10 protein-coding genes and 1 pseudogene are annotated in these 12781 nt (G+C 62.6%); 3 read left to right on the forward strand and 8 right to left on the reverse strand.

The window, feature by feature from the left end:
• Nucleotides 1–18: 18 nt before the first annotated feature.
• Nucleotides 19–1194, forward strand: a complete 1176-nt coding sequence (locus tag HYX42_RS15460) for an MFS transporter (RefSeq protein ID WP_293404587.1) — start codon at nucleotides 19–21, stop codon at nucleotides 1192–1194.
• Nucleotides 1195–1255: 61 nt separating this feature from the next.
• Nucleotides 1256–1729: pseudogene (locus tag HYX42_RS15465) on the forward strand (YidB family protein); the annotation flags it as partial.
• Between the two features lie 247 nt (nucleotides 1730–1976).
• Here HYX42_RS15465 and HYX42_RS15470 read toward each other — a convergent pair.
• Nucleotides 1977–2879: an alpha/beta hydrolase gene (locus HYX42_RS15470; RefSeq protein ID WP_293404589.1), complete on the reverse strand. Its 903-nt coding sequence runs from the start codon at nucleotides 2877–2879 to the stop codon at nucleotides 1977–1979.
• A gap of 47 nt (nucleotides 2880–2926) precedes the next feature.
• A complete protein-coding gene (locus tag HYX42_RS15475; protein WP_293404591.1) occupies nucleotides 2927–4486 on the reverse strand; it encodes a M20 family metallopeptidase in 1560 nt (519 codons plus the stop codon).
• A 124-nt stretch (nucleotides 4487–4610) separates the two neighbouring features.
• Here HYX42_RS15475 and HYX42_RS15480 point away from each other — a divergent pair, with 124 nt between their 5' ends.
• Complete coding sequence (locus HYX42_RS15480; protein ID WP_293404593.1) at nucleotides 4611–5414, forward strand: DUF72 domain-containing protein; 804 nt, start codon at nucleotides 4611–4613, stop codon at nucleotides 5412–5414.
• Here the strand turns inward: HYX42_RS15480 and HYX42_RS15485 are convergent.
• The 6 genes from HYX42_RS15485 to HYX42_RS15510 form a co-directional block, all read right to left on the reverse strand.
• Nucleotides 5405–6907, reverse strand: coding sequence for a glycine betaine ABC transporter substrate-binding protein (locus HYX42_RS15485; RefSeq protein ID WP_293405417.1), 1503 nt, complete (start codon nucleotides 6905–6907; stop codon nucleotides 5405–5407). The two genes, HYX42_RS15480 and HYX42_RS15485, sit on opposite strands and share 10 nt — an antisense overlap.
• 63 nt (nucleotides 6908–6970) lie before the next feature.
• Nucleotides 6971–7825 (reverse strand): archaetidylserine decarboxylase, encoded by an 855-nt coding sequence (gene asd / locus HYX42_RS15490; RefSeq protein WP_293404595.1) that lies wholly within the window; start codon nucleotides 7823–7825, stop codon nucleotides 6971–6973.
• A 43-nt stretch (nucleotides 7826–7868) separates the two neighbouring features.
• Nucleotides 7869–8708, reverse strand: coding sequence for a TIM barrel protein (locus HYX42_RS15495; RefSeq protein WP_293404597.1), 840 nt, complete (start codon nucleotides 8706–8708; stop codon nucleotides 7869–7871).
• Between the two features lie 2 nt (nucleotides 8709–8710).
• Nucleotides 8711–10633, reverse strand: a complete 1923-nt coding sequence (locus tag HYX42_RS15500; protein ID WP_293404599.1) for a SulP family inorganic anion transporter — start codon at nucleotides 10631–10633, stop codon at nucleotides 8711–8713.
• 44 nt (nucleotides 10634–10677) lie between these two features.
• Nucleotides 10678–11286 carry a methionine biosynthesis protein MetW gene (gene metW, locus HYX42_RS15505; RefSeq protein WP_293404601.1) on the reverse strand — a complete coding sequence of 203 codons (609 nt, stop codon included), beginning with the start codon at nucleotides 11284–11286 and terminating at the stop codon, nucleotides 10678–10680.
• A 58-nt stretch (nucleotides 11287–11344) separates the two neighbouring features.
• Nucleotides 11345–12595, reverse strand: coding sequence for a homoserine O-acetyltransferase (locus HYX42_RS15510; RefSeq protein ID WP_293404603.1), 1251 nt, complete (start codon nucleotides 12593–12595; stop codon nucleotides 11345–11347).
• Between the last annotated feature and the right edge of the window lie 186 nt (nucleotides 12596–12781).

The following is a 12781-nucleotide window of genomic DNA, read 5'->3' on the forward strand; positions in this document are numbered from 1 at the left end:
ACACCATAAAAGAACAACATGAACGCCAACCTCTACCTGCTCACCATCTGCCAGGGCCTGTTCCTGACCAACAACGTCACCTTCATCGCCATCAACGGCCTGGTCGGGCTGGCGCTGGCGCCCCTGGGATGGATGGCGACGCTGCCCGTGATGGGTTATGTCGTCGGCGGCGCGCTGTCGACCGGGCTGGTGGCCCGCACGCAGCGTCTGTTCGGGCGCAAGACATCTTTCCAGCTCGGGCTGCTGGTGGCCTTTTTGTCTGCACTGCTGTGCTGTTACGCGGCCTATGGCAAGAACTTCTGGCTGCTGGTAGCCGCGACCGTGGTGGCCGGTTATTACAACGCCAACGCCCAGCTCTACCGTTTTGCAGCTGCAGAGCTGGCAGCACCCGCATTCAAGGAAAAAGCGATTTCGCTGGTCATGGCCGGCGGCCTGATAGGCGCGGTCGCCGGCCCCAACCTTGCAGCGCGCACCCGCAGCCTGACCGAGGTGCCTTTTGCCGGCGCTTACCTGGCGCTGGCTGCGGTTGCACTGCTGGCCATGCTGCTGCTGGCTTTTATCAGATTCCCGCCGCTGCCCGTCAAGGTGGCTGGCGCTGCCGCCGTCAGCACGGGCCGACCACTCAGCGAAATCATGCGCCAGCCGGTCTTTATCGTCGCCGCGTCGGCGGGCTCGCTCGGTTTCGGTGTCATGAGTCTCCTGATGTCGGCCACGCCGATTGCCATGCAGATCTGCAGCCTGCCGTTTTCCGATGTAGCGCTGGTGCTCGAATGGCACGTGATCGGCATGTTCGCGCCCGGCTTTTTCACTGGCCACCTGATCAAGCGCTTCGGCACGCTGCCCATCATGGCGGTCGGGCTGGCGCTGAATGTCATTTGTGTGTTCATTGCCCTGTCAGGCATTGACCTGATGCATTTTGTCAGTGCGCTTTTCCTGCTGGGTGTGGGCTGGAACTTCCTCTTCACCGCCAGCACCACGCTCTCGCTCGGTGCCTGGCGCCCGGAAGAAAAAGACAAGGCCCAGGGCGCGCTCAACTTCTGCGTGTTTGCCGTGCTGGCCGTGTCCTCTCTGGCCTCGGGCGTGCTGGTCACCACCCAGGGCTGGCGGCTGCTGAATCTGGGCTCACTGTTGCCGCTGGGCCTCACGGCAGCGGGCCTGTTCTGGCTGGCGCTCCGAAAGCGCCCCGTCGGCTGAGGATTGACACACAGGGACCGGGGGCTTACCTTAGGGTCAGTTTCTTCAACAACAGGGGCATGTCATGGGTTTATTCGATTCCGTTCTGGGCGCCATCAACAAAGGTCAACCATCGGCGGACGGCAGCGCTGCGGCTGGCGGGCTGGGTGCGCTGATCGCCATGGCAGCCAGCAACCCGCAGCTGGTGCAGGCCATCACCGGCATGCTGGGCAATGACGGCCAGCACGGCGGTCTTTCCGGCCTGGTCGAGAAGTTCCAGCAGGCAGGCCTGGGTGATGTGGTCGGTTCATGGATAGGCAGCGGCCAGAACCAGAGCGTCTCGGCTGACCAGTTCACCAATGTTCTGGGTTCTGACGCCATGGCCGGGCTGGCAGAAAAACTGGGCGTCAGCCCTGACGAAGCCGCTGGCCAGCTGTCAAACGTGCTGCCGGGGCTGATCGACAAGCTGACGCCGGGCGGCGAGGCACCCCAGGGCGGCCTGGGCAATTCCGGCGACCTGATGGGCATGCTGGGTGGTTTGCTTAATCGCCGCTGAGCTACATCAGCTCCACCGCCCTGATTTTAATGTTTACGGCAAAAATTTAACGCAAGCATTAAAAACCGGGGGATTGTTAATATGGAAGTTAACATTTTGCCCTCCAGCCCGATCTCCACTGGATGGTGCTTAAAAAACAGGCAAAAAAGGCCTGTTTTTGGCGTCAAATATGGCTCTAGCCCTTTAAATACGTGCGTGAGCAGCTACTTAATTAATAGCGCTTCCAGCGCTCCGCCCGGGTTGGCCGCTATTCAAAATGCTCGTCCAGCCAGGACTTCAGCCTGATAAAAACCTCGCCCGAATCGCGCTCATTGAAGATCTCGTGGTACATGCCCTCGAAGCAGTGAGCGGTGACCGTGTCGGGTTTGACCGCTTTTGAACTGGCCGCAATTTCTGCAAATGCGCGGCTGCCGGCCGGGTTGACCAGCCTGTCCTGGCCCGCATACATCAGCAGGGTGGGCACGCACCACTTTGCCGCAGCCCTGACCGTGGGCGGGCCGGCACGCGTGATGAAGCTGGCCAGGCGCGGCGAGATTTTTTTATGGATGCGCGGGTCTGCCTTGTAGTTGCGCACCACATCTTCGTCGTGCGAGATGTAGTCGGCATTCAGGCCGTTGCCGACGCACAGGTTGGGGGCCAGCCGGTAGCCGATCTTGAGCTTGAAGCGCTGGAAGGCGCTCAGCCCGGCATCCAGCGCCGGCGAGGACATCACCAGGGCCGACACCGGCCGCACGCCCAGCGCCACAAAACGCCCGGCGATCAGGCCGCCCATGCTGTGGCCCAGCAGGATGAGCGGCAGGGGACGGACCCCGCCATCCCGGTTGAGGGCGTGCGCCCGGGTGTCATCAACGATCTCGGCCAGGTCATAAAGCAGGGCGGCTTCCGTAGGCACCGCTCCACGCGCGCCGCCGGACTCTCCGTGCCCGCGCTGGTCATAGGAGCGCACGACAAAACCCCATTCCGTGAGCTGGGCAGCCACATGCTCGTAACGAAGGGCATGTTCACCCAGGCCGTGCACGATCAGCACCATGCCGCGAAGGCCGGTTCCGGCGTCTTCAAGGCCGGCCGGGCCGCTGTCGGGCTGCCACTCGTACAGCGCGAGAAGTTCACCGTCACGCGCAATGAACGGCAGGGCAACTGCAGATGTCATTAGGGAACAGGTCTTTTTTTATTGATGCAGTCTGGCGCGGCCTGAGCCTAGCCGGGCATGCGCGCAATCACCTGCGCCACCGCCGCTGTCAGCTTCTTCGCATAAGGCACATGCAAAAACTCGTTCGGCCCGTGTGCATTGCTCCTGGGGCCGAGCACGCCGCAGACCATCATCTGCGCCTTGGGAAAGCCCTGGCTCAGCATGTTCATCAGCGGTATGGTGCCGCCCTGGCCAATCGTGCCGCAGGGCGCACCGAAAAAGTTTTGCGAGGCTTCGTTGAGGGCATTTTCAAACCAGTCAACCGTGCCGGGCGCATTCCAGCCGGTCGCCCCGCCGTTGCTTTCAAAGGTGACTTTGGCGTTGTAGGGCGCGTTGTCTTCCAGCAGTTTTTTAAGCTCCTGCACCGCGGTGCCGGCGTCAATCAGCGGCGGAAAGCGCAGCGACAGCTTGAACGCCGTGTAGGGCCGCAGCACATTGCCGGCGTCCTTGAAAGCAGGGAAACCTTCGGCACCGGTCACGCTCAGCGTCGGCCGCCAGGTGCGGTTGAGCAGCGCCTCAAGCGGGTCGGTCGTCGTCGGCAGCGTGAAGGCGCTGGAGCCTTCGCAGTCGTAGTGCGCCCACGGAAATCGTTTGTACAGCTCGTCGCCCAGGATGGCGGCGGTGGCTTTGGCCTGGGCCATGCGGTCGGCCGGGATCTCGCAGTGAAAACTCTGCGGCAGCAGGCGGCCGGTCTTGCTGTCTTCAAGGCGGTCCAGCAGCTCGCGCATGATGCGAAAGCTCGACGGCACGACGCCGCTCGCATCGCCGGAATGCACACCTTCGGTCAGCACCTCGACCTTGAGCACACCCCCGCCGTTGCCGCGCAGGCTGGTGGTCAGCCAGAGCTGGTCATAGTTGCCGGCGCCGGAGTCCAGGCAGACGACGAGGGCTACATCGCCGAGGCGGTCCTTGAGTGCCGTCACATAGGGCAGCAGGTCGTAGGAGCCGCTTTCCTCGCAGGTTTCGATCAGGCCAACGATGCGCGGATGCGGCACATTCTGGCTCTTGAGGGCCTGCACGGCCGCGATGCTGGCGTAAACGGCGTAACCGTCATCCGCACCGCCGCGGCCATACAGCAGGCCGTCTTCATATTTGGGTGTCCATGGGCCGAGGTCGCTGCGCCAGCCGCTGAACTCGGGTTGTTTGTCGAGGTGGCCGTACATCAAAACCGTTTGTGTCGATGTGATGGCCCCCACGCTCGACGCTTCGCGTTCTTCGCTGCCCCCCGAGGGGGCTGAGCTTGCTTGGGGCGGCCCTGCGCGGCGCTCGCCACGCGAGGCGGGAATCTCAAAAAACAGCACAGGCGTACGGCCTTCAAGGCGCACGATTTCGAGCGTCAGGCCCTCGACCTTCTGGGCTTCGACCCAGGTGGCGGCATTGCGCATGACAGTGTCGATGTAGCCGTGCTGCTTCCAGTCGCTGTCAAAGCCGGGCGACTTGGCCGGGATGGCGATGTAGTCGGACAGCTGTTTGACGATGTCGCTGTCCCACTGGCGCGTGACCTGTGACAGTGCCTGGGCGGCGTCAAGGATGTCGGCGGGGATTTCGCGGTGCAGGGGGGCATTCATGAGGCAAACTCCAGACGGGCTCGGGTACAGGGAACATACTTTACGCCTCTGCCAAATCCCGCGCTACCTTGGAGACCATGCCGGGACCAAAATGACATCAAAACTTGAAAAGGATGATTCGTCAATGAGACATTCCATACGAGTGGGCACAGGCGGCTGGACTTATGAGCCATGGCGCGACAACTTTTTCCCCGAAGGCCTGCCGCACAGCCGCGAGCTTGAATACGCCAGCCGCCATCTCAGCGCCATCGAGGTCAATGGCACCTATTACGGCACGCTCAAGCCCGCCAGCTTCAAAAAGTGGCACGACGAAACGCCGGAAGGTTTTGTCTTTTCACTCAAGGCCACGCGTTACGCCACCAACCGGCGCATGCTGGCTGATGCGGGCGAGTCCGTCACCCGTTTTGTGGAAAGCGGCATCAGCGAGCTCGGCGCCAAGCTCGGGCCCATCGTCTGGCAGTTCATGCCGGGCAAGGTGTTTGATGCGGCGGATTTCGAAGCCTTCCTCACACTGCTGCCAGCAAAAGCGGACGGCATTGCGCTGCGCCATGTGGTCGATGTGCGCAATGAAAGTTTCATGACGCCGGAGTTCCTGGCGCTGGCGCGCCGCTACAAGGTGGCCACGGTGTTTGCCGACGCAGAGCAGTTCCCGTCTTTCGCTGACCTCACCAGCGACTTCGCCTATGCACGCCTGATGATGAGCGACGCAGCGATTGACACCGGTTATGCCGGTGCCGCGCTTGATGCCTGGGCCGAACGGGCCAAATTGTGGGCTGCAGGTGACGCACCCGATGATTTGCCGAGCATTGAAGATGTGCCGAAAAAGCAGGCGCCGCGCGATGTGTTCATCTTTTTCATCAACGGCGCGAAGGAGCGCGCGCCCGCTGCGGCCATGGCTTTGCTGCAGCGCCTTGGGTTTCAGGCCTGAAGGGCATTCACTTTTGAGCTGACACCACGGAATCGCCTGCGCATCAGCCATTCGATCACTTCAAACACAGCCTCGCTGATCAGGGCCAGCGCCGCAGCGGGCAGCGCACCCGCCAGCAGCAGCCCGCGGTCATTGAGCGCCAGCCCGGTCACTATGCGTTCGCCATACCCGCCCGCACCTATAAAGGCGGCAATGGTGGCCGTGCCAATCGCAATGGTGGTGGCGGTACGCACACCGGCCAGCAGCGTCGGCAAGGCCAGCGGCAGCTGCACCAGCCAGAGGTTTTGCCGGTTGGTCATGCCCAGCGCAATAGCGGCTTGGCGCAGGCCCTGCGGCACCTCATTCAAACCGGTCACGGTGTTGCGCATGGTGGGCAGCAGCGCGTAAAGCGTGAGTGCGACCAGCGCGGGCAGTGTGCCAATGGCACCCATCCATGAAATGAGCACCGCCAGCAGCGCCAGCGAAGGCACGGTCTGCAACAAGCCAGCAAGCCCCAGCACGGCAGCACGCAGCCGCACATGCGGAAAGACAAGAATGGCCAGCGGCACAGCAATCAGCAAAGCCAGCGCGACGGATGCGCCGACGAGCAGCAGATGCTGGCGCGTGAGACGTGCAAAGTCAGGGCCAAAAAGCTTGTCCGCAAAACCGCGCTGCGCAGAAGACGCCGCACCGCCCTGGAGGAAGTCACGCGCAATCACATCAAAACCCTGGCCCTGCAGCTCGGCGCGCGCATTCATGGCAATCATGGCGCGCTCGTCGATGCGGCCTTCGAGCTTTTGCAGCGCAGCCCACGCGGCCGGGAAGCGCGCCGGCACATCGAGTCGGTACAGCACCACGGCGTCATAGCGCGGAAAGTACTGGCGGTCGTCGCCGAGCACACGCAGGCCCAGGCTGTCGATTTTGGCGTCCGTCGTATAGATGTCGATCACATCGACCTGCTTCGCAGCTATGGCCCCATAGGCCAGGCCGTGGTCCAGCCCCGTTGGCGATTGCGGCAGCCGGTACTGCGCGGCCAGGCCCTTCCAGCCATCGGCACGGCCTATGAATTCATTGGACAGGCCGAGCTTAAGCTCAGGGTGTTTTGCAAGGTCAGCCAGGGTGCGAATGCCCAGGCTGTCAGCACGGTCTGCGCGCATGGCGAGTGCGTAACCGTCGTTAAAACCAAAAGGCGCCGTCACGCCCAGACCAAAAGGCGCCAGCGCCGCATTCATCGCATCGCGCGACATCGGCTTATCGCTCTTGAGAATCTCCAGCGCAATCGTGCCCGTGTATTCGGCGTACAGCTCTATGCTGCCTGAGCGCAGGGCCTCATACACGATGGCTGTGTTGCCCAGCCCGTGGCGCACCACTGGCGGCGTCGCCACATGGGGGGCTGCGGTTTGCGCCAGCACCTCGGCGAGGATGTAGGACTCGGTAAACCGTTTGGAGCCAATGCGCAGCGGCTCGTCTGCAGCATGTGAGAGTGTTGTGTTCAGCAGCCCTGTCAGCAGCAGTGCCTTGATAAAGCCGTGCAGGATGTGTCTGATCACTTGCGCGGCCTGCTGAAGGTATGACCGCTAGGACTGGTCAGCCATGGCCTCGCCCAGCCTGATGCTGCGGCCGGGCGCCCACTCGGGGTTGAAGCTGAGCGGACCTTTGGGGAACAGCATCACGACGGTAGAGCCGAGCAGAAAGCGTCCCATCTCATCGCCTTGCCTGATGTGTATGGCAGATGTCGGCTCATCCGGGTAGTCCCATGTGCGTACACCCCTGCCGCGCGGCGGATTCACCACGCCATGCCAGACGGTGGCCATGCTGCCGACGATGGTGGCGCCGACCAGCACCAGCACAAAAGGGCCGCGAGGTGACTCGAACACACAGACCACACGTTCGTTGCGCGCAAACAGGCCGGGCACACCTCGCGCGGTGACCGGGTTCACCGAGAACAGGTCGCCCGGCACATAAATCATGCGCACAAGCCGGCCGTCACAGGGCATGTGGATGCGGTGGTAATCACGCGGGCTCAGGTAGAGCGTGGCAAAGCTGCCGTCCTGGTATTGCGCGCCCAGTGCGGCATCACCGCCCACCAGTGCGGTGGTCGAATAGCTGTGGCCCTTGGCCTGAAAAATCTGGTCGCGTTCAATGCGCCCGAACTGGCTGATCGCGCCATCGACCGGCGAGATGAGGTCAGCGTTGGCGATGGGCCTTGCGCCGGGTTTGAGCGCCCGCGTGAAGAAGTCGTTAAAGCTTTTGTAGCTGGCGATGTCTGAATCCAGCGCTTCGCCCATGTTCACGTCGTACTTCGCCACAAAGCGGCGAATGATTTCTGTCGTCACCCAGCCTCGTTCTTTTGAAGCCACCCAACCCGCGAAGCTGGTGAGCGCCTGTTTGGGGAACAGGTATTGGGGAAGGACGGCTGATCTGTCGGACACGTGTGCTTTTGGTGTGAAGGTGGGTGCGATTCTATCGAGCGTCTCACCCTGCACGCTGTAAGCCAGCCGCCCGAAGCCAGCCCAGTCCCGCGGAAGTCGCCCCCGGCTGATTGCCGCGCACGGGCTGGTATTCGCCGGCTATCCAGCCCTGATAGCCCAGCTCTTCAAGCACCGAAAAAAGATAGGGATAGTTGAGCTCGCCAATGTCAGGCTCATTGCGCCCGGGCGAACCCGCCACCTGAATATGGCCCACGTCGCCGGTCGGGATGTATTTGCGCAGCTTCATGGCCACATCGCCCTCCACCACCTGGCAGTGGTAAAGGTCCATCTGCACCTTGAGGTTTTTTGCGCCTACCTGTCGCAGGATTTCATGCGCATGGTCCTGGCGGTTCAAAAAATAGCGCGGAATGTCGCGCGTGTTGATGGGTTCGATCAGCAGCTTGATGTCCAGCGGTTCGGCCATGCGGGCAGCGTGACGCAGGTTGCTGACATAGGTCGGCTGCACGGTCTCGCGGTCCACGCCTTCCGGCACCACACCGGCCATCACGTGAATCCGCGGGCATGACAGCGCGCTTGCATAGGCCAGTGCAATGTCAATCCCGGCATTGAACTCTGCCTCGCGTCCGGGCACACAGCCCAGGCCCTTCTGTCCTGACGACCACGCGCGTTCTATGGTGGCTGCATCAATGCCCGCGGGCGGCGCGTTGATGAGCACCAGCGACAGTCCATGGGCCGAAAGTAGCGACTTCAGTTCATCGACAGGCCATGCATAGGGGGAGAGGATTTCAACACCGGTAAAGCCGTCTCGGGCAGCTGCTCCAAAGCGTTCGTCAGGTGGCAGCTCGGCGTACATCCAGCTGAGGTTGGCGGCAAATTCAGGCATGGTCAGACATTGTTTGTGGTCTCCGGCGGCGGCACGCTTTTGCACTCCCAGAATATGCGTGCAGTGCAAGCCCTGCAGATCTGCGGGTCGAGTTTGGGGAAGATGGTGGCAATTGCGGTGCGCTTGTCGGGGAACTGGTGCTCGGGCCCCAGCAGCCGCGTAAAGCCTGTCGTCTGCCACATCGCAATGACTTCGGGGCGCGGCCTGTGGAAGTACAGGTCACCGCCTATGGCGCGGCGCGCATTGAGTTCGGCCTCCCAGAGCTCGGCACCCGCGAGGTCTATGAAGTTCATGCTTTTGCCCATGACGAGCAAATGTTTTTGCACCGGCGGGGTGTGGCGCAGGGCGTGAAGTGTGTCTGCCACATGCTGGGTGGCACCGAAATAAACCTCACCCTCCATCCTCAGGAGCTTGAGTTGCGGGCACTCAGGCAAAAATAGCGCCCCCACGCTTGTCACTTCGTGTACTGCGCTGCCCCCCGGGGGGGCTGGCCTTGCTTGGGGCGGCCCGGCGCGGCGGCCGTGCGTGATTGCTTGCGACGCGTCATCAATCACCACAAACTGCCGCTCCTGCCCCCAGCCGTCAAAGCCCATGGTGCGCATGGCGGGTTTTGAGGTGCGGTAAAGAAATGACATCAGCGACAGCAGGGTGCCGAGCAGAATGGCCATCTCCAGCCTGATGGTGACGGTGGCCACCATGGTGGCAAAGGCGACGGCAAACTCGGTCTGGCTCAAGCTGAAGAGCTGTTTCCAGCGCGGGATATCCAGCAGCGTGATGGCCACCAGCATGAGCAAGGCGGCCAGCGCGGCCATCGGGATGCGCGCCAGCAGGGATGAACTCACCGCCACAAGACCCAGCAGCAGCAATGCAGAAAAAACGGCCGCCAGCGGTGTGCGCGCACCCGCCTGCAGATTCGGCATGGAGCGGTTCATGGACCCGCAGGACACGTAACACGAGAAAAAACCGCCCACGATGTTGGACAGGCCCTGGCCGCGAAACTCGCGGTTGGCATCAATGCGCTGACCGGAGCGCGCAGCAACCGCCTTGGCAATCGAGATGGCCTGGCCCAGCGCCACAATCGTCAATGCAAAAGCCAGCCCCAGCAGGTCGGGCACGGCGGCCCAGTTGATGCGCGGCAGTTCAAACCTGGGCCAGGGCGTGCTGAGCGCGCCCACCGTGCGCAAGGCCTGCATCGGCGAAACCGGATTGGTGGTGAAGTGCAGCCAGAGCATGGTGCCAGCTGTGGCCACCGCAAGACCCATCAGCATGTAAGGCCAGTTGGGCCGCAGGCGGCGCACGCCAAATGCCACGATGGCCGTGACCGCAGCCACCAGCAATGCCGCCGGTTGCGCATGCGTGGCCTGCGAGACCACATGCTTCAACACCCCGGCAGCGCCATGCTCGGCTGCAGGCGCAAGCCCCAATAAATCGGGCAGGGCATACACCGCAATCAGCAGGGCCGCGCCTGACGTAAAACCAAACAGTGCGGCAGGCGAAATGAAATTGGCCAGGCTGCCCAGCCTGAGCGCGCCTATCAGCCACTGCATGATGCCCACCATGATGGTGACGACCAGCGCCAGCTGGATATAGGCCGGGCTGAAGGCAAAGGCCAGCGGCGACAGCATGGCAAACAGGGCCAGAGAATTGGCATTGGTCGGCCCCGACATCACATGCCAGCTGGAGCCGAACAGCGCCGCGATGATGCAGGGAATGACGGCCGTGTAGAGCCCGTATTCAGGCGGCAGCCCGGCCAGCGTGGCAAAGGCAATGCCCTGCGGCAACACCAGCACGGCGCCCAGCAAACCGGCCAGCGCGTCGGCGCGCAGCGTGTCACGCGAGACACGTTGTACCCAGTCGCCAAAGAGGCGCTCAAGCAGCGGCGTTGCGCCGCGCGGGTGTTGAGCTTCTGTGGATGCCTGCGTCATGGTGAAGAGGCAAGGATAACCCGCTCAAGGCTTGCGCAGGGCGGTCAGCGGCGCTGCACCTTGAACACGGCACGGCTGGCCCGTGCATTCGGCCAGAGCCGCACTTCGCGACCTTCCTGGAGGCCGAACTGGTCAAGGATGTCGAGCCTGTTCTGGGTGGCCAGCGCCTCGAAATCTTCAAGTGTTCCGACGCGGATATTGGGCGTGTCGTACCACTGGTAGGGCAGCACGCGGGTCACCGGCATGCGGCCGCGCAGCACGGCCAGGCGGTTGCGCCAGTAACCAAAGTTGGGAAACGCCACCACGCCCATGCGGCCGACACGGGCGGTTTCCATCAGCATGGTTTCGGCATTGCGCAAATGCTGCAGCGTGTCGATCTGCAGCACCACGTCAAAACTGTTGTCGCCGAACATGGCAAGGCCCGCTTCGAGATCGAGCTGCAGGACATTGACACCGCGGGCCACGCAGGCCTGCACATTGGCGTCGTTGATCTCCACACCGTAGCCCGAGCAACCGCGCTCGCGGATCAGGTGGTCAAGCAGCTCACCTGTGCCGCAACCCAGGTCAAGCACACGCGAGCCTTGCGGCACCAGACGCGCTATCGACAGCAGGTCTGGCGATGGCTGGGCGGTCATATCGGTGATCGGGGTCATTGAGAAACCTTCGTGCTGCGCACTGCGGTGCAAACGCCTTCGGGCGGCCGGGCGGCGTTCATGCCGCCACCCGCGCGTTGAAGTAGGAGCGCACCACGCCCATGTAACGCTCATCGTCGAGCAGGAAGGCGTCATGGCCGTGGGGCGCATCGATCTCGGCGTAGCTCACGTCGCGCTGGTTGTCGAGCAGGGCCTTGACGATCTCGCGGCTGCGGGCCGGCGAGAAGCGCCAGTCGGTGGTGAAGCTCACCAGCAGGAATTTCGCGGTGGCCTTCGCCAGGGCTGCGCTGAGGTCGCCGCCGAAAGCCGATGCCGGGTCGAAGTAATCGAGTGCGCGCGTGATCAGCAGGTAAGTGTTGGCGTCGAAGTATTCGCTGAACTTGTCGCCCTGGTAACGCAGGTAGCTTTCGATTTCGAACTCGACATCCTGGGTTGTGTATTTGTAAGGTGAAGCGCCTGACGGGAAAACGGCCTCTTCACCCGCCGGGGCCGCAGAACCGGCTTCGCCGGGCTGCAGGCGCAGCGCCCCCTCGGGGGGCAGCGCAGTACGCGCAGCGACAAGCGTGGGGGCCCGTAATTGTCTGCCGAACTTCTCGTTCATCACGTCGTCGCTCAGGTAAGTGATGTGGCCAATCATGCGGGCAATGCGCAGGCCGCGTTTGGGCAGCACGCCCTTGCGGCTGTAATTGCCGCCATTGAAATCGGGGTCGGTGATGATGGCGCGTCGCGCCACTTCGTTGAAGGCAATGTTTTCGGCCGTGAGGTTGGGGGCGCTGGCCACGACCACGGCGTGGCGTACGCGGTCAGGGTATTGCAGCGTCCAGCTCAGCGCCTGCATGCCGCCCAGGCTGCCACCCATCACGGCGGCAAGTGTGTTTATGCCCAGCGCATCGAGCAGCCGCGCCTGCGCATTGACCCAGTCCTGCACGGTGACGACCGGGAAGTCTGCGCCATAGATATTGCCCGTGTCGGGGTTGACCTCCATGGGGCCCGTGGTGCCGAAACACGAGCCCAGGTTGTTCACGCCAATGACAAAAAAGCGGTCTGTGTCGACCGGCTTGCCCGGGCCGATCATGGTGTCCCACCAGCCTTCGGATTTGGCTATGACCTTGCCGTCGGGATCTATATAAACGCCAGCCACATGGTGCGAGGCATTGAGGGCGTGGCAGATCAGCACGGCGTTGGACCTGTCGGCGTTGAGTTCGCCGTAGGTCTCGTAGCTGATGTCGTAAGCACGTATGGACGCGCCGCTCTGCAAAGCCAGAGGGGCTTCAAAGTGCATGCTGGACGATGTGGCAATCAGGGGCAAAAAATCACCTGCAGAAAAACAAAAACCCGAAGTCGCCAAGCAGGTGCTAAAGCGAGTCCGGGTTCATGGGCTTTCTTTAGCTGTACTTTTTAAGCGCCCGCAAGCTGGGCAAATCGGCGCTAAAGAAAGTATACCCCCACGGTTGCTCACTGCGTGTAGCGCCCTGCCCCCCGAGGGGGCCGCTGC

Source organism: Polaromonas sp. (genome assembly GCF_016185115.1).
Lineage (GTDB): Bacteria > Pseudomonadota > Gammaproteobacteria > Burkholderiales > Burkholderiaceae_C > Polaromonas.